The organism is Aeromonas sp. 25-AL00135 (assembly GCF_054052385.1).
Genome location: NZ_JBSTYQ010000011.1, coordinates 26,685 through 43,782, shown reverse-complemented (window position 1 = coordinate 43,782; position 17,098 = coordinate 26,685). Strand labels below are relative to the sequence as shown.

Below are 17,098 nucleotides of genomic sequence, written 5' to 3'. Positions count from 1 at the left end.
ATGCCACCAAAGTGATAAATGCAGGGTTCATTTGCGCTGGATCAAGCTTTTTGGCCAAATATCCATGCAGTTCAAGCAATTACCACCGCCAATCAAGGATAGACACAAACTCGGCAGAATAAAAAAACGCGCCGGATGGCGCGTTTCTTGGACAGCACAGGCAAGGGATCAGTTGTCGCACAGATCGCTTGGCATGTCCTGACGCAGGCGGGTCCACAGCTTGCCGGACTCGATACCGTACTGACGCACCGTCATGAACACGGCTTCGTGGTTCTTGGTCTCCGCCAGATTGAGCAGGGTCTTGTAGTAGGCATCTGCGGTCTCGCGAGCCTGCTTGTCGGAGAAGTAGTAGCTGCCGACCCGGCTGTACAACCCTTTGAAACCGTTCAGGATCAAAGCGTAGATCGGATTGCCGGAAGCAAACGCCAGCTGGTGGTGCAGGCGATAATCGAACTCGGCATAAGCCTGGGCGTTGTTCTCGACCCCATCGGCACCACGCAGGATCTCGGCGGCCTGCTCCGGATTGTGACGGATCGCCCCGCGGATAAAGATGGTGCAGATGTGGGTACGGGCTGAGAGCAGCTGAGCTATCAGATCAGGTACCTTGTCCTGATCCAGACGAGCCAACGTCTCCAGAATATTGAGGCCGGAGGTTTCCCAGAAATTGTTCACCTTGGTCGGCTTGCCATGCTGTATGGTCAACCAGCCATCACGGGCCAGTCGCTGCAGCACTTCGCGCAAGGTCGTCCGCGTCACACCGATCAACTCGGATAATTCACGCTCGGCGGGCAGAATAGATCCGGGAGGAAAGCGATTGTTCCAGATGGACTCGATGATGTATTCCTCGGCAAACCCAGCTGGGCTCTGCGCTTTTATAACCATGAATTGACTCTGTTGTAATGCGTAAAAAGGCTGACGAATGATATCAAAGCGATGATGGCTGGCAAGCATAAGGTCAGTCCTCTGCTCACATATGGCAAATATAGTGTTGGGAATATATATCTAATCGCCACGAGGGAGCCAGCCAACCCCGACAAGGTGGTTATAAAACAGACACATGGGCAAAGATCCATCGGCTATCATTTATAATCGTCACGCTTTTTGATTAAAATCACGAGGAATCAGACAGATAAAGGCCAACATCCGGAGGCACAGGTCGAATCATCCTTGACTGCATAGAAGCAGATCCTAACAACAAAGTTGAGACCCATTATCATGCCAATAAGCCTAGGGCAGGCATTCGCCAAGAACTTCTTGGGCAATGCACCACAGTGGTACAAAAACGCCATCTTGCTATTTCTGGTGATCAATCCGATCGCCTTCCACCTTGATCCTTTCATTGCGGGCTGGTTACTGGTCGTTGAATTTATCTTCACCCTGGCCATGGCCCTCAAGTGCTACCCTCTGCAACCGGGTGGTCTGCTCGCGATCGAAGCCGTGTTGATCGGCATGACCTCCGCCGATCAGGTCAAACACGAGCTGGTCGCCAATATCGAAGTGCTGCTGCTGCTGGTGTTTATGGTGGCAGGTATCTATTTCATGAAGCAGTTGCTGCTCTATGTCTTCACCAAGCTGCTAATCGGCGTACGCTCCAAGATCCTGCTCTCCCTCTCCTTCTGTCTGGTCTCCGCCTTCCTGTCAGCTTTTCTCGATGCACTGACGGTCATTGCCGTGGTGATCAGCGTTGCCACCGGTTTCTATGCCATCTATCACAAGGTCTCTTCCGGCAAGGGATTTGGGCATACACATGACCACACCCATGATCAGGAAGTAAAGGAAGACCACTATCAGGCTCTCGAGCAGTTCCGCGCCTTCCTGCGCAGCCTGATGATGCATGCCGCCATCGGTACCGCGCTGGGTGGTGTCTGCACCCTGGTGGGCGAGCCGCAAAACCTCATCATCGGCGAGCAGGCTGGCTGGCACTTTGGCGAGTTTGCCATTCGTATGTCCCCCGTCTCGCTCCCCGTCTTTATTTGCGGTTTGCTTACTTGTGTGCTGGTCGAGAAGATGGGATGGTTCGGTTATGGCGCCAAATTGCCGGAGTCGGTGCGCGCCATCATGGAGGAGTACAACCTGCATGAGAATGCCAAACGCACCCAGCAGGACAAGGCCAAGCTGATGGTACAGGCTCTGATCGCCATCTGGTTGATCGTCGGCCTGGCTCTGCATCTTGCAGCGGTAGGATTGATTGGCCTCTCGGTTATCGTGCTGGCAACCTCGTTCACCGGTATTACCGAAGAGCATGCTCTGGGCAAGGCCTTTGAAGAGGCGCTGCCCTTTACCGCCCTGCTGGCTGTGTTTTTCAGCGTGGTCGCCGTCATCATCGATCAGCAGTTGTTCAAGCCGGTGATCCAGTGGGTTCTTTCGGCGGAACAAGAGCAACAATTGGCGCTTTTCTATGTAGCCAACGGTCTACTCTCCATGGTCAGTGACAACGTCTTTGTCGGGACCGTCTACATCAACGAAGTCAAGACTGCCCTGCTCAATGGAGCCATCGACCGCGCCCAGTTCGATCTGCTGGCGGTAGCCATCAACACAGGTACCAACCTGCCGTCGGTCGCCACCCCCAATGGTCAGGCCGCATTCCTGTTTATGCTCACTTCGGCATTGGCTCCGCTGCTGCGCCTCTCCTATGGCCGCATGGTCTGGATGGCGCTGCCCTACACATTGGTGCTGGGGCTGGTCGGCTTTTTCTCTGTCGAATTACTGCTTGGCCCTGCCACAGAGTGGTTCTATCAGCACGGATGGCTGGTGATGGAGAGTGCGCTGCCAGCGGTACAGCCGGCGCTGCATTAATCCATTGCGACGGTTTCCGAGGGCCCTTTCAGGGCCCTTTTCTTTTCGGTTCCGCTCTGCTCTAATTCAGCCACTGTTTTTTCTGAGAGATCAATGAGATGATCGAGTTTCTCCGCCGTATCGCCGCCCATCGGCTGGCTTGGGGCCTGTTGGCAGCATCAGCCCTGTTCCTCGAGTTGTGCGCCCTCTTCTTCCAGCATGTGCTGGGCCTCTCCCCGTGCGTGATGTGCGTTTACGAACGGTTGGCGACCCTGGGTGTGCTGGCCGCCGGTCTGCTCGGCATGGTGGCGCCGGATAAGTGGTATGTTCGCTGGAGTGCCATGTTGCTATGGGGCTACAGTGCCTTCCGCGGCTTCCAGCTGGCCCTCAAGCATGTGGACTATCAGGTCAACCCCTCCCCGTTCAACGTCTGCAGCCCGTTTGCCGACTTCCCGAGCTGGGCTCCGCTCGATCAGTGGCTCCCCTGGCTTTTTATGCCAGAAGGGGATTGTGCCCAGATCACCTGGCAGTTCTTCGGTTACTCCATGCCCCAGTGGCTGGTTGTCATCTTCGCCGCTTACCTGTTGGTCTTCACCGTGGTGGCCATCGGCAATCTGGTGAAAGGGCGTTGCTGCAACTGAGTGTCATGCCCGCGTGAAGATAAAAAGGGGGAGCCATTATGGCTCCCTCTTTCTCGTCCTTGTGCCGTCCTGAATATGGTTTACACCTTTCCCCCCCAATAAATAGAGAACCCGATGGGACAAGGTGTGAAACGGACACAGCGCGATTACTCACTGACTTTTAAACTGGCACTGGTCGAGCAGATTGAAAAAGGCGAGCTCAGTTGCCAGCAAGCACAAGCCCGATATGGCATTCAGGGCAATTCGACCATTCTGGTATGGTTACGTAAACATGGTCGGCAAGATTGGAGCCAGGGGGCTTCTGTACGTGCCGGCAGGAGCATCACCATGCCTGACCCCGACAACCAGACGCCCGAGCAGCGTATCAAGGAACTCGAGCAACAGCTGGCGCGGATGAGTCAGAAAGCCCAGTTCTTTGAGGCCGTCGTCGATGTACTGAAGAATGACTACGGCGTCTCCATCGTAAAAAAGCGACCCGGCAAGTCCTCTCGCAGCGGCAAGTCGAGAGACTGACCATTGTCAGGGCTTGCCTGTTTCTCGGGATAAGCCGGCAGGCTTACTACAAGCGCAATCGGGTCGCCGACGAGCGCCATGCACAAGGGCTACAGGTGGTGCGCTTTGTGCGTCAGGTTCGACTGCGACAACCGCGGGTCGGCACCCGCAAGCTGCATTATCTGCTGCAGGGTCAGGATGATGACGGGCTCAAGGTCGGGCGGGACAGGCTGTTTCAGATATTGGCCGAGCACCGTCTGCTGGTGCAGCCCAGACGGGCGTATCACAAGACCACCCACAGTTTTCACCGTTTCTACCGTCATCCCAACTTGCTCAAGGCGGGGCCAGAGCAGGTCACGCCGGTGGCCCCGGAGCAGGTCTGGGTCGCAGATATCACCTATCTGCCAGCCAGGAGCGGGCCGCTGTACCTAAGCCTGGTGACGGATGCGTACTCACGCAAGATAATGGGCCATCACGTGCACGAAGGGATGCACGCCAAGTCGGTGGCGATGGCGTTCAAGAAAGCACTGAAGCAACGGCGTGGCGGCGGTGAACTCATCCATCACTCAGACCGCGGCGTGCAGTATTGCTCGGGACTGTATCAGTCATTACATGAACGGTACGGGGTGAAATGCTCGATGACGGATGGGTATGACGGTTACCAGAATGCGTTGGCGGAGCGGGTGAACGGGATTTTGAAAGGAGAGTTATTGTTGCAAAGCCCGCAGGATTTGACGCAAGCGCGGGAAATGGTGCGTGAAGCGGTGGATATTTACAACGCGGAGCGGCCGCATCATGCGTTGAAATACAGAACCCCCGATGCGGTACATAGGGGGTTCTGAGTAGAGAAATGCTAGTTGAAAATGTGTAAACCTATTTCAGGACTAGACACCTGGTTGACCGTATTTCTGGTTATGCCTTGGCTGTACTCATCTTGGCCTTGACCGCGCCGATTACCATGGGCAACAGGGAGATACCGATGATGCCGAAGATCAGCAGGGTAAAGTTGTGACGCACCACCGGCAGATTGCCAAAGAAGTGGCCCGCATAGACGAACGACAGCACCCACAGCAGGCCGCCAACCAGGTTGAACGCCAGGAAGCGCGGATAGGTCATGGCCCCCATCCCTGCCACGAACGGCGCAAAGGTACGCACGATAGGCAGGAAACGGGTGATGATGATGGTCTTGCCACCATGCTTGGCATAGAAGGCGTGGGTCTTCTCCAGATAATCCCGGCGGAAGATTTTGGAGTCCGGGTTGCGGAACAGCTGCTCGCCGAAGAAGTGACCAATGGTGTAGTTGACCACGTTGCCCAGCACGGCAGCGATGATCAGCACGGCCGCCAGGGTATGGACGTCCAGCACGCTGCCCACAGTAAGCGCACCGGCGGCAAACAGCAGGGAGTCACCCGGCAGGAACGGCGTCACTACCAACCCGGTTTCACAGAAGATGATCAGAAACAGGATGGCGTAAACCCAGACGCCATAGTTCTCGAACAGCTCTTTCAAGTGCACGTCAACGTGCAGGATAAAGTCGATTGCAAAGAGGATCAGATCCATTTTTTCCATACCCATAAAGTGAACGGCGTGGAGTCTACGCCAATGCCATCCGGGCGACAATCACCGGGCCAGCCTCTTTTTCATCCCGCAGCGCCCACCTTCAAATGAAACCGTTTTTCCGCTTCCTTCGAGGGTGGGGGCACAAAGAGTTATGTCGAGCGTGGTGTTGAAAAGGTGAACTAGGAGGCCTGTTCCAGATCGCTGCGCACTGCGGGGGGCAAACAACGCTCCCAACCCCATAGCAACACCAGCAGCAGGGTCACATCATCGAACCAACCCAGCAAGGGCACCACGTCGGGGATAAGATCCACTGGACTGATGCCATAGAGCAGAATAAGGATCACCAGGCCCCTCGCCCACCAGGGGGTACCGGGATGGCGAAAGCCCTGATAGAGACGACGAAGTCGTTGCCAAATCAGCCAGCGTTTGCGGCTCATGATTCGATCAACTCGCTGCGCAGCCGCTGGATCTGATCCCGCAGTGCCGCCGCCTGTTCGAACTCCAGATCCCGGGCATGCTGGAACATCTGCTCCTCCATCCGCTTGATCTCTTTGGCAATCTCGCTGGCAGAGCGGACATGGTATTCCCCTTGCGGCTCGGCTGCCTTGCGCATCCCCTTGCCTGGTTTGCCTGCCGTACGGCTGCCCCCCATATCCATCACATCGCCAATGGATTTGTTGAGCCCTTTGGGGGTGATCCCATGCTTGAGGTTATGGGCATGCTGCAAGGCGCGGCGCCGCTCGGTCTCCTCAATGGCGACCTTCATCGAGTTGGTGATGGTATCGCCGTAGAGAATGACCTTGCCGTTGAGGTTACGCGCCGCCCGGCCGATGGTCTGGATCAGCGAGCGGGTCGAGCGCAGGAAGCCCTCTTTATCCGCATCCAGAATCGCCACCAGCGACACCTCCGGCATATCGAGACCTTCCCGCAGCAGGTTGATACCCACCAGCACATCGAACTTGCCAAGGCGCAGATCGCGAATGATCTCCACCCGCTCGACCGTGTCGATATCGGAGTGGAGGTAGCGCACCTTGACGTCGTGCTCCGCCAGATACTCGGTCAAGTCTTCCGCCATCCGCTTGGTCAGGGTCGTGACCAGCACCCGCTCCTCCACCGCCACCCGCTTGCGGATCTCGGAGAGCAGATCGTCCACCTGAGTGGTCACCGGACGCACCTCGATCTCCGGATCGAGCAGGCCGGTTGGGCGCACCACCTGCTGCACCACATCGCCGCCGGACTTCTCCAGCTCGTAGGGGCCGGGAGTCGCCGAGACAAACACCGTCTGCGGCATCAGCGCTTCAAATTCGTCGAACTTGAGCGGCCGGTTGTCCAGCGCCGAGGGGAGCCGGAAGCCGTACTCCACCAGGGTCTCCTTGCGGGAGCGGTCCCCTTTGAACATGGCGCCAATCTGCGGCACCGTGACGTGGGATTCATCGATGATGAGCAAACCATCCCCCGGCAGGTAGTCAAACAGGGTGGGCGGCGGCTCCCCCGGCGCACGGCCGGAGAGGTAGCGGCTGTAGTTCTCGATGCCGGAGCAATAACCCAGCTCCTGCATCATCTCCATATCAAACTGGGTGCGCTGGCTGATGCGCTGCTCTTCCACCAGCTTGTTGAGAGACAACAGCTGCTCGCGGCGGCTGCGCAGCTCCTCCTTGATATGCTCGATAGCCCCCAGAATGGTTTCGCGCGGGGTGGCGTAGTGGGTCTTGGGATAGATGGTGTAGCGCACTACCGTCTGCTCGATGGCGCCGGTCAGGGGATCGAACTGGGAGAGGCGCTCCACCTCTTCATCAAACAGCTCTACCCGCAGGGCCAACTTGTCCGATTCGGCGGGGTAGATGTCGATCACTTCACCGCGCACCCGGAAGGTACCACGTTGAAACGCCATGTCGTTACGGGTGTACTGCAGCTCGGCGAGGCGACGCAGGATATCCCGCTGGTTGATCACATCCCCCACTTTGAGATGCAACATCATGCTCAGATAAGCTTGGGGATCCCCCAGACCATAGATGGCCGACACCGAAGCAACGATCACCACGTCGCGCCGCTCCAGCAGCGCCTTGGTGGCGGACAATCGCATCTGCTCGATGTGATCGTTGATCGAGGCATCCTTCTCTATAAAGGTGTCGGTGGTCGGCACATAGGCTTCGGGCTGGTAGTAGTCGTAGTAGGAGACGAAATACTCCACCGCATTGTCGGGGAAGAACTCCTTCATCTCGCCATAGAGCTGGGCGGCCAGGGTCTTGTTGGGAGCCAGGATCATGGTCGGGCGGTTCAGGGTGGCAATGACGTTGGCCATGGTGAAGGTCTTGCCCGAACCGGTCACCCCGAGCAGGGTCTGGTGGGCCAGCCCCGACTCGATGCCATCCAGCAGTTGGGCAATCGCCGTGGGCTGATCCCCGGCGGGTTGAAACTGGCTGGCTAACTTGAACAATTTGCTCATGAACACTCCCGACACAAAACAGCAGAGGAGCAGTGTAACCGAGGGTTTGGCAGCGGTACACCCGTGCCATCATCCCGCGAATGGCTTGACCACCCAGGACACCTTCTGTATGATGTTCCTCCTTGCCTGATGTTCCCCCGTAGTTCAGTCGGTAGAACGGCGGACTGTTAATCCGTATGTCACTGGTTCAAGTCCAGTCGGGGGAGCCAATTCCTCACCATCTCGGTGCAAGTTATCCACTTTAGTGCCCTCTCCTGCCAATTTTAATGCACAAGATCCTTCTTGCTGCTGACGCTCCCTTTTGTTACCCGTCCCGGCTCGACAGAGTTTTCTCCTGTCGCATCTAACTATTTGATTTTTATACAAACATTTTTCTTCCGGTATTTTTTGAACAGCTCTTGCATCCCAGTACTGGCGCGGCTTTCAGGGCGATGAACAAGTTTCATAAACAGGGTTATCCACAGATTCTGTGGGTAAGTGCAGCAAGCCCTGTCAGGACGCGGGATTGCCCTTGATGGCCCCCGGCGAAGAGTCATTTTACTGGCCAACCTGATTTTATGCTGTTTTTTTGCTCCCTCAGGAATAGCGGGGTGACAGGCTCTATTGGCACTTTTCAGAGGCATCTTTTGGCCAACCCTTTTCCCGTGGGCGAACGGGTAAATATCAAGCTGATTTGCCCCTCAGCCAACCATGGTGGCCATCGGTTGAATCTGCTGAAACTGATCCCCGCCAAGCGGCCGGACAGCAGAATCTAAAATATCGGCCTGCGCCAGAGCACTTCGGTCGCGGGCAGCAGATTTCACTAATTGACAACGACGGTTACAGCAAAAATTGCCAGATTTCATCCGCTTGTCTCCCTATCACGCCGCCGGTTCCACAAATAGCGTCCGATAACGTCCGATTAATCGATCCCTTGCGCTTCTTTATTGGGGATAGATCCGGCACAATATCGACCCCACTTTTTTCCTCGGTTTTTCCGGGCATGACCATAGATTTCGTGACACTGCTACATCAAAGCGACTCCCTGCTGCTGTTCGTGGTATTGGCCTTCGGCCTGCTGCTTGGCAAGGTGCGAATTGGCAACTTTCAGATTGGCAACACCATAGGTGTGTTGTTTACCGCCCTGCTGTTCGGCCAGATGGGCTTCGAATTTGCGGCCACCACTGAAAACGTCGGCTTTATGCTGTTCATCTTCTGTGTGGGGATCGAGGCGGGCCCTCACTTCTTCAGCGTATTCCTGCGCGACGGCATCCACTACATCACCCTGACCCTGGTGATCTTGCTGACCGCCCTGCTGCTGACGGTGGGGCTGGCCAAGTTCTTTAATCTGGGGCCGGGCATGGCGGCGGGGATCCTGGCGGGTTCCCTCACCTCGACCCCGGCGCTGGTAGGTGCCCAGGATGCCTTGCGCAGTGGTCTGCTCAACCTGCCCCATCAAACTGATATGCAGGCGGTGCTGGACAATATGGGCATCGGCTACGCCCTGACCTATCTGGTGGGTCTGGTGGGTCTGATGCTGGTGGTGCGCTACCTCCCCTCACTGGCTCGCCTCGACCTCAATACCGAGGCACAAAAAATCGCCCGCGAGCGGGGGCTCTCCGACAGCGAGAGTCGCAAGACCTATCTGCCCATCATCCGCGCCTATCGGGTTGGCCCCGAGCTGGCGGCATGGATAGGTGGTCGTACCCTGCGGGAGACCGGCATCTATCCCCATACCGGCTGCTATGTAGAGCGGATCCGCCGCAACGGCATTCTCGCAAGCCCCGATGGAGATGCCGTCATTCAGGAAGGGGACGAGATCGCCCTGGTGGGCTATCCCGAGAGCCACGAGAAGCTGGACGTCAACTACCGCAACGGTAAAGAGGTATTTGATCGCAACCTGCTCGACCTGCAGATCGTCACCGAAGAGATAGTGGTGAAAAACGACTCAGTGGTCGGCCGCCATCTGGTGGAGCTCAACCTCACCGAGAAAGGGTGCTTCCTCAACCGGGTAGTGCGCTCCCAAATCGAGATGCCGTTCGATCGCAACATCATGCTGCAAAAGGGCGACGTGCTGCAGATCAGCGGCGAGAAGCAACGGGTCAAACTGCTGGCCAACAAGATCGGCTTTATCAGCATCCACAGCCAGACCACGGACTTGGTGGCTTTCACCACCTTCTTTGTGCTTGGCCTGCTGATCGGCTCCGTTTCGCTGGTGTTCGGTCAGATCGAATTCGGTCTCGGCAACGCCGTCGGCCTGCTGCTGGCGGGCATTCTGATGGGTTACCTGCGGGCCAACCACCCGACGGTAGGCTATGTGCCGCCCGGCGCGCTCAGATTGGCCAAGGATCTCGGTCTGGCGGTCTTTATGGTAAGCACGGGCCTGAAAGCCGGTGGCGGCATCCTCGACCACCTCAGCGAGGTGGGTACGGTAGTGCTCTTCTCCGGCATGCTGGTGACCACCTTGCCGGTGCTGGTCGGCTACCTGTTCGGGGTCTGGGTGCTCAAGATGAACCCGGCGCTGCTGCTCGGTGCCATCACAGGAGCCCGTACCTGTGCCCCGGCGATGGATGTGGTCAACGAGGCAGCCAACAGCTCCATTCCGGCGCTCGGTTATGCCGGTACCTATGCGGTGGCCAACGTGATGCTGACCCTGGCGGGCTCCTTTATCATCGGCTTCTGGTTCTAGCCAGTACCCATCACATTACCGCTAACAAAGAAGGGAGCCTCAGGCTCCCTTCTTGCTATCTACTCCACTAGAGAGATGTAGAGCAGCCTTATGGGTGTGACGTCACATACCCCCCACCATCTGCTCTGAACTCTGCCGCCAACCCACTCTTCCTATTCCGCAATGGCCGATGCTCTGCTTTGCTTTGTGCAATGAGTGATGGCAGATCTCGAAGACAAAAAAAGCGCCCTGAGGCGCTTTTTTCATATCAACCGGATGATCAAGCTTTGAACTTGCTGAACACCAGTGAGGCGTTGGTACCGCCAAAGCCGAAGCTGTTGGACATGACGGTGTTGAGCTCGGCCGCTTCGTACTCGCGCACGATGGGCAGACCTTCAGCCTTCTCGTCCAGAGTCTCGATGTTGATGCTGGGGGCGATAAAGCCGTGTTCCATCATCAGCAGGGAGTAGACAGCCTCGTGCACGCCCGCAGCGCCCAGCGCATGGCCGGTCATCGCCTTGGTGGCAGAGATCTTGGGACCGTTGGCGCCAAACAGAGTCTGGATGGCCTCCAGCTCCTTGGTATCGCCAACCGGGGTGGAGGTACCGTGGGTGTTGATGTAATCAACCTTGCCCACACCCTGCATCGCCATCTTCATGCAACGCACCGCGCCTTCACCGCTCGGCGCGACCATGTCATAGCCATCGGAGGTGGCACCGTAACCGGTCAACTCGGCATAGATGTGAGCACCACGGGCCAGCGCATGTTCCAGCTCTTCAATTACCAGAATACCGCCGCCACCGGAGATAACGAAACCGTCGCGGTTCGCATCATAGGTACGGGACGCTTTTTCCGGCGTGTCGTTGTACTTGGTGGAGAGCGCGCCCATGGCGTCAAACTGGATGGTAGAGGACCAGTCCAGCTCTTCACCACCACCGGCGAAGACCACGTCCTGTTTGCCAAGCTGGATCAGCTCAAGCGCGTGACCGATGCAATGAGCAGAGGTCGCGCAGGCGGAGCTGATGGAGTAGTTGACACCCTTGATCTGGAACGGGGTCGCGAGGCAAGCAGAGGTGGTGGAAGACATGGTGCGCGGCACCATGTAAGGGCCCACACGCTTGACCCCTTTCTCACGGGCGATATCCACAGATTCCGAGGTGTTCTTTCCGGAGGCACCACCTGAACCGACCACCAGGCCGGTACGCTCGTTGGAGACCTGATCTTCCGCCAGACCGGCATCTTCAATGGCCTGCTGCATGGAGAGGTAGGCGTAGGCCGCAGCGTCGCCCATGAAACGCATGACTTTACGGTCGATCAGTTCAGACGGATCGAGTTTGATGTTACCCCAGACACGGCTGCGCAGGTTGTGCTGCTCGAACTGCTCGGAATAGGTGATGCCGGATTTACCTGCTTTCAGGGAGGCCAGCACTTCTTCCTTGTTGTTGCCGATACTGGAGATGACGCCGATACCGGTGATCACTGCTCTTCTCATTAATTCATCTCGTCTGGAAAAACTGGCGCCAAGTCTACCCGCTTTCGGCTGCCAAACTGGTCTGCTTTCACGTAGAATGCCCGCGATTTTGTGACGCGAGCCGAGGAAAACGTGAGTCAAACATCCTTACATCATGCCCGATTGGACTGGAATGAAGCGGGAACTCCTGTCTCCAGTGACTTCGGGGATGTGTACTTTTCCAATGATAACGGTCTAAGTGAAACCCGCTACGTCTTTTTGCAGCAAAACCGGCTACCTGCGCGATTTTCGCACCACGATAGTGACAGTTTCGTGATAGGTGAAACAGGTTTCGGCACAGGCCTTAACTTTCTGGCGACAATGCAAGCCTTCCTGGAACAGGCGCCTCAATCCGGCAACGGCTCCCGTCTGCACTTCATCAGTTTCGAGAAATACCCCCTGACCCAAGACGATCTGCGCAAGGCGCTGGCCGCCTGGCCTGAACTTGGCCACTTGAGTCAGGATCTTGTCGCCCAATGGCCGCTGCCGGTTTCCGGTTGCCACCGCCTGCATTTTGCGGGTGGCCGCATTCGCCTCGATCTCTGGTTTGGCGATATCAAGGATATGCTGCCGCAGGTGCCTCATCGGGCAGAAGGTCTGGTGGATGCCTGGTATCTGGATGGTTTCTCCCCGGCCAAGAACCCGGAGATGTGGACACAGGAGCTGTTTGACGGTCTCGCTCGCCTCGCCCGTCCCGATTGCTCCATCGCCACCTTTACCTGTGCCGGTTTTGTCCGTCGCGGCCTGATTGCCGCCGGTTTTGCAATGAAGAAGGTGAAGGGCCACGGTAGCAAGCGGGAGATGCTGGTGGGGGATCGCACCGACAAGCAGCCGCAGCATACCATAGTCCCCTGGTATGCCCGTCCTGCCGGACGCGCTGGCGAGGTGGTGATCATCGGCGGCGGCATCGCCTCGGCAATGACGGCGCTCTCTCTGGTGGAGCGGGGTCGCAAGGTGACGTTGCTGTGTGCAGATAGCGAACCGGCCACCGGCGCCTCGGGCAACCGCCAGGGTGCCCTCTATCCCCTGCTTAACGGCGAGCACGATGCGCTGTCACGCTTCTATTCGCTCGCTTTTGGCTATGCCCGCCAACGGCTGCTGGCGTTGGCCGAACGCCATCCTATCGCTTTCGAATTATGTGGAGTGACACAGCTCAGTTATGACGACAAATCGGCAGCCAAGTTGGCGAAAATGAGCCAGGGCCCCTTCCCGTCCGAACTGATGCATTCCCTCTCTACAGCAGAGGTAGAGCAGGTGGTTGGCCTGCCCTGTGGCCACTGCGGCGTCAGTTACCCGCAGGGGGGCTGGCTCTGTCCGGCCGATTTCACCCGCGCAGCTATCAAAGAAGCACAAGCCAGCGGGCTGCTGGAGGTCGTGTTCAAGACCGAGGTAATCGCCATTGCCGAGCAGGCCGATGGCTGGCAAGTAGAAAGCCAGGATGGCCGCCACTGGCAGGCCCCCAATCTGGTGGTCGCCGCCGGTCACCAGTTGCCAGCACTGCTCCCCTTTGCCGAGCTGCCGCTCTATCCGGTGCGCGGTCAGGTGAGTCATGTGCTAACCTCAGCCAGCTTGCGTCAGCTCAAGACCGTGCTCTGCTACGATGGCTACCTCACACCTATGCACAACGATCAACACTGTATTGGTGCCAGCTATGGCCGTAACCAGAGCAGCCTTGAGTTTCGTGCCGAGGAGCAAATCCAGAATCAGGTGCGGTTGCAAGCCTGCTTGCCGGAGCAAACCTGGCCCGCCGAAGTGGATGTGAGCGGCAACGAGGCGCGCGTAGGGGTGCGTTGTGCCAGTCGGGATCACCTTCCGGTGGTGGGGCCAGTGGCCAGATTGCAAGGTCTGGCGGATCACTATGCGCAGCTGCAGCATGATCAGCACAACGCCCAGCCACTCCCCCTTCACCCCGGCCTCTATGTGCTGGGGGCGCTCGGTTCTCGGGGTCTCTGCTCGGCGCCGCTCTGTGGCGAGCTGCTCGCCAGCGAGATCTGCGGCGATCCCCTGCCGATGGCCGCCGATCTGCTGGAAGCGCTCCACCCAGCCCGTTACTGGGTGCGCAAACTGCTCAAAGGCAAGGCGCTGGTCTAAACCGGACTCTGCAAGCAAACAGAATGGCCGCCCATCGGGCGGCCATTCTATTTATCAAATCGTGCGATGCTGGATATTGCGTCTTGAGATAGCGCTTACTTGGGCCAGTGCACTCCGAGTTGTTCGCCGTAACCTGTCTGACGCTGGAATCCGTCGAGCCGTCCCTTGACCTTGCTCAGCTCGCCACTACCTGCTGCCCACGCGGCATAGCGCAGCGCCTGACAATCTGCATGACCGGGTAATCCCACAATGGCGCCCCCCACCTGATTGGCCCCTTGCAGCACCATCTCCTTGAAGCGGGATTCGTAGTCAAACATGCTGGAGAGCAGCCGCCCCCAGCGCTGACGGGCAGGATCGTTACTGTTAGCACTCTGACGCCAGCGGGGCAGCAACACAGTGGCGTTGGTGGTCACCGTCACCCGGTTGAGCTGGCAGCGCCCCGGCAACTGCTCGGTATCCAGCTGCCAGTCCACTTGATAACTCGCCTTGCCGAGTACGGGCTTGCCATTCACCTTGGGAGCACTCTGGGCAATCGCCCGGGCAAGCTGCTCCGGACTGGTTGCATTGACCTCATAAAAACGGACATTGATGCGGGACTCTGGCACCACTTGCGGCCGGCTCGGCTGAGCCTGACTCATCAGGGGCAACAGCAACAACCCGACCCCCACTACTCCATAAACCTTGCTGACCATGCCAGACTACCTTCCTTGATTGCACGGGCGGAGTACCAACCTTGGTGAAACCCACCGCCACACAGATGACGGGTATAGCCTATGTGTGACGACGAGGCGGCGCAATACAATGATGCGCCCAGAAATCAGAGCACGCTCACAGGTTGCGTGAGCAGAGTATGGCACAAGGCCAAAACTGTATTTTTATTGAGCATGACGGCTGATGCGCTGCCAGTCGAGGTGATAGTTTTTCACATTGATGTCATGACCATCTATCTGAATAAAATGATCATTTTTAAGGCGGTTGGCAAAAAAGTCCTGATCTGCCCCCTCATTGAGCCACAGCTCGCAAAGTCCCCGTTTTCCCTCTCTGGCATAGAATCTCGGGGTGACCAGCAGCGCAACCCCATCTACCCGGATGGCATGACGGGCCAGGCAGTTTGCTTCGGTGGTTTTGGATGCCAGCGCGGCAAAACGGGGTCTGTTCCCCTCGGCAACCACCAGTACGCCGTAAGAGTGAGGAGCCATGAGACGCCGCATGGCGACCGCCTGATGAGGACCGGTTTGATGAAAACCGTCATTGGTTACCGCAAACACGCAAGTAGGTGAAAATAGCATTGCAAGCAGAAAAAGAGAGCGTTTAATGCCTAAAAAATCACCAACCACCATATAAAAGCCTCAAAAGACAACCAAGGCTGGCAAGGGTAGGTAGCCAAACCCGCGGGGTAAAGTACCTTTACCTTTCTTTAATTCTGTTCATGGGGTTAAACGTTGATTTAGCTCACACAACATCCTGTTTCCAGTCGCCACTCTACCCCTATCGGAATAGACTCCCTCCACTCTCATCCAATCAGAAGGCAACATATGCTGGAACTCATCGTTGGCACCCTGATCACCCTGGTGGTGGGCCGTGCCATTTTCAAAGGATACTCCGCGACCGGGGTGCTGCTGAGCGGCGGCTTGCTGCTACTGGTCATCACCGCCATGATGGGCAAGCCGGTACTGCCGAGCAAGGTGGTCAGCACCGGTTATATCGCTACCGATATCTTCGAATACGTCCGCTTCCTGCTCAATGACCGTGGCGGTGGACTGGGGATGCTGATCATGGTGCTGTGCGGCTTCGCCGGCTACATGAGCCATATCGGCGCCAACACCATTCTGGTCAAGCTGGCCAGCAAACCGCTCGGCATCATCAAGTCCCCCTATATCCTGCTGGTGGCTGCCTATCTGGTGGCCTGCGCCATGTCGCTGGCGGTGAGCTCCGCTACCGGCCTCGGCGTGCTGCTGATGGCCACCCTGTTCCCGCTGATGGTCAACATGGGGATCTCCCGTGGCGCGGCTGCGGCCGTGTGCGCCTCGCCAGCCGCCATCATTCTGGCACCGACCTCAGGGGACGTGGTGATGGCCGCTCAGGCCGCCAACATGCCACTGCTGGATTTTGCCTTCAAGCTGACCCTGCCCATCTCGCTGGTGGCGATCGCCTGCATGGCGGTGACCCACTTCTTCTGGCAGCGCTACCTTGACCAAACATCCGGTGAACACAACGAGCCGGTCGCACCGGGTGATCTGGTGACGACTGCGCCAGCCTTCTACGCCATCCTGCCCTTTACCCCCATCATCGGGGTGCTGGTGTTTGACGGCAAATGGGGCCCACAACTGGATATCGTCACCATCATCGTCATGTGCATGGTGTTGGCCAGCCTGCTGGAGCTGGTGCGGATCCGCAATGGCAAGGAGCTGCTGGATGGTCTGCAAGTCTGCTGGCGCAACATGGCTGACGCCTTTGCCGGTGTGGTCATGCTGCTGGTCGGTGCCGGTGTCTTCGCCCAGGGTCTGATGACCATCGGCTTTATCGACACCCTGCTGGCTCACGCGCAGGATCTCGGTTCCGGCGGCCTGATCATGATGCTGTCACTGGTGGTGATCACCACCCTGGCCGCCTTCACCACCGGTTCGGGTAATGCCCCCTTCTACGCCTTCGTGGAGCTGATCCCCAACCTGGCCAGCAGCCTTGGCATCAACCCGGCCTATCTGGTGATCCCGATGCTGCAAGCCTCCAACCTGGGTCGCACCATTTCTCCGGTCTCCGGGGTGGTGGTCGCCTGTGCCGGGATGGGCAAGCTCTCGCCGTTCGAGGTGGTCAAGCGCACCAGTATGCCGGTCGCCGTCGGCCTGCTGGTGGTGATTGTCGCCACCCAGATCATGGTACCCGCCTAATCGTTGACCAGCCCGGCACCCTGCCGGGCTGGTATCCTCCCCCCCCTT

The 17,098-nt window shown here is 57.7% G+C and carries 14 protein-coding genes and 1 tRNA gene; 7 read left to right on the top strand and 8 right to left on the bottom strand.

The window, feature by feature from the left end; all coding sequences use genetic code 11:
* Window positions 1-168 precede the first annotated feature (168 nt).
* Window positions 169-882 (bottom strand): fatty acid metabolism transcriptional regulator FadR, encoded by a 714-nt coding sequence (gene fadR, locus ACW5XC_RS11845; RefSeq protein ID WP_026034983.1) that lies wholly within the window; start codon window positions 880-882, stop codon window positions 169-171.
* Window positions 883-1,215: 333 nt separating this feature from the next.
* Between fadR and nhaB the strand changes: the two genes are divergently transcribed.
* From nhaB to ACW5XC_RS11830, 3 genes are all read left to right on the top strand, one after another.
* Window positions 1,216-2,796, top strand: coding sequence for a sodium/proton antiporter NhaB (nhaB, locus tag ACW5XC_RS11840; protein WP_042055887.1), 1,581 nt, complete (start codon window positions 1,216-1,218; stop codon window positions 2,794-2,796).
* 98 nt (window positions 2,797-2,894) lie between these two features.
* Complete coding sequence (dsbB, locus tag ACW5XC_RS11835) at window positions 2,895-3,416, top strand: disulfide bond formation protein DsbB (protein WP_005336895.1); 522 nt, start codon at window positions 2,895-2,897, stop codon at window positions 3,414-3,416.
* Window positions 3,417-3,530: 114 nt separating this feature from the next.
* Window positions 3,531-4,750, top strand: a protein-coding gene (locus tag ACW5XC_RS11830; protein ID WP_456516098.1) for an IS3 family transposase whose coding sequence is annotated in 2 segments (ribosomal slippage) — window positions 3,531-3,879 and window positions 3,879-4,750 — 1,221 coding nt in all. Because the reading frame shifts where the segments join, the coding sequence is not laid out codon by codon here.
* A 70-nt stretch (window positions 4,751-4,820) separates the two neighbouring features.
* On the opposite strand, the gene ACW5XC_RS11825 is transcribed toward ACW5XC_RS11830, so the two are convergent.
* The 3 genes from ACW5XC_RS11825 to uvrB form a co-directional block, all read right to left on the bottom strand.
* On the bottom strand, window positions 4,821-5,468 hold the full coding sequence (locus tag ACW5XC_RS11825) for a DedA family protein (RefSeq protein WP_041202713.1): 648 nt from the start codon (window positions 5,466-5,468) through the stop codon (window positions 4,821-4,823).
* A gap of 179 nt (window positions 5,469-5,647) precedes the next feature.
* Window positions 5,648-5,905, bottom strand: coding sequence for a YkvA family protein (locus ACW5XC_RS11820; protein WP_005360976.1), 258 nt, complete (start codon window positions 5,903-5,905; stop codon window positions 5,648-5,650).
* A complete protein-coding gene (gene uvrB / locus ACW5XC_RS11815; protein WP_019445830.1) occupies window positions 5,902-7,914 on the bottom strand; it encodes an excinuclease ABC subunit UvrB in 2,013 nt (670 codons plus the stop codon). Before uvrB ends, ACW5XC_RS11820 begins: the two co-directional genes overlap by 4 nt.
* Window positions 7,915-8,047: 133 nt before the next feature.
* On the opposite strand from uvrB, the gene ACW5XC_RS11810 reads away from it, so the two are divergent.
* A tRNA-Asn gene (locus ACW5XC_RS11810) sits at window positions 8,048-8,123 on the top strand.
* 471 nt (window positions 8,124-8,594) lie between these two features.
* Here ACW5XC_RS11810 and ACW5XC_RS11805 read toward each other — a convergent pair.
* On the bottom strand, window positions 8,595-8,759 hold the full coding sequence (locus tag ACW5XC_RS11805) for a hypothetical protein (protein ID WP_155397229.1): 165 nt from the start codon (window positions 8,757-8,759) through the stop codon (window positions 8,595-8,597).
* 137 nt (window positions 8,760-8,896) lie between these two features.
* Between ACW5XC_RS11805 and ACW5XC_RS11800 the strand changes: the two genes are divergently transcribed.
* Window positions 8,897-10,582 (top strand): aspartate:alanine antiporter, encoded by a 1,686-nt coding sequence (locus tag ACW5XC_RS11800; protein ID WP_005336899.1) that lies wholly within the window; start codon window positions 8,897-8,899, stop codon window positions 10,580-10,582.
* A gap of 259 nt (window positions 10,583-10,841) precedes the next feature.
* Here the strand turns inward: ACW5XC_RS11800 and fabB are convergent, their stop codons facing one another.
* Window positions 10,842-12,053 carry a beta-ketoacyl-ACP synthase I gene (fabB, locus tag ACW5XC_RS11795; protein WP_005336905.1) on the bottom strand — a complete coding sequence of 404 codons (1,212 nt, stop codon included), beginning with the start codon at window positions 12,051-12,053 and terminating at the stop codon, window positions 10,842-10,844.
* A gap of 90 nt (window positions 12,054-12,143) precedes the next feature.
* Between fabB and mnmC the strand changes: the two genes are divergently transcribed.
* Complete coding sequence (gene mnmC / locus ACW5XC_RS11790) at window positions 12,144-14,162, top strand: bifunctional tRNA (5-methylaminomethyl-2-thiouridine)(34)-methyltransferase MnmD/FAD-dependent 5-carboxymethylaminomethyl-2-thiouridine(34) oxidoreductase MnmC (protein WP_178378361.1); 2,019 nt, start codon at window positions 12,144-12,146, stop codon at window positions 14,160-14,162.
* 95 nt (window positions 14,163-14,257) lie between these two features.
* Here mnmC and ACW5XC_RS11785 read toward each other — a convergent pair whose 3' ends face one another.
* Together ACW5XC_RS11785 and ACW5XC_RS11780 are read right to left on the bottom strand one after the other, a co-directional pair.
* Window positions 14,258-14,854 (bottom strand): DUF922 domain-containing protein, encoded by a 597-nt coding sequence (locus ACW5XC_RS11785; RefSeq protein ID WP_042055397.1) that lies wholly within the window; start codon window positions 14,852-14,854, stop codon window positions 14,258-14,260.
* 183 nt (window positions 14,855-15,037) lie between these two features.
* Window positions 15,038-15,502: a hypothetical protein gene (locus tag ACW5XC_RS11780; RefSeq protein WP_042055399.1), complete on the bottom strand. Its 465-nt coding sequence runs from the start codon at window positions 15,500-15,502 to the stop codon at window positions 15,038-15,040.
* Between the two features lie 195 nt (window positions 15,503-15,697).
* Here ACW5XC_RS11780 and dcuC point away from each other — a divergent pair, with 195 nt between their 5' ends.
* Window positions 15,698-17,050: an anaerobic C4-dicarboxylate transporter DcuC gene (gene dcuC / locus ACW5XC_RS11775; protein WP_042055401.1), complete on the top strand. Its 1,353-nt coding sequence runs from the start codon at window positions 15,698-15,700 to the stop codon at window positions 17,048-17,050.
* Window positions 17,051-17,098 lie beyond the last annotated feature (48 nt).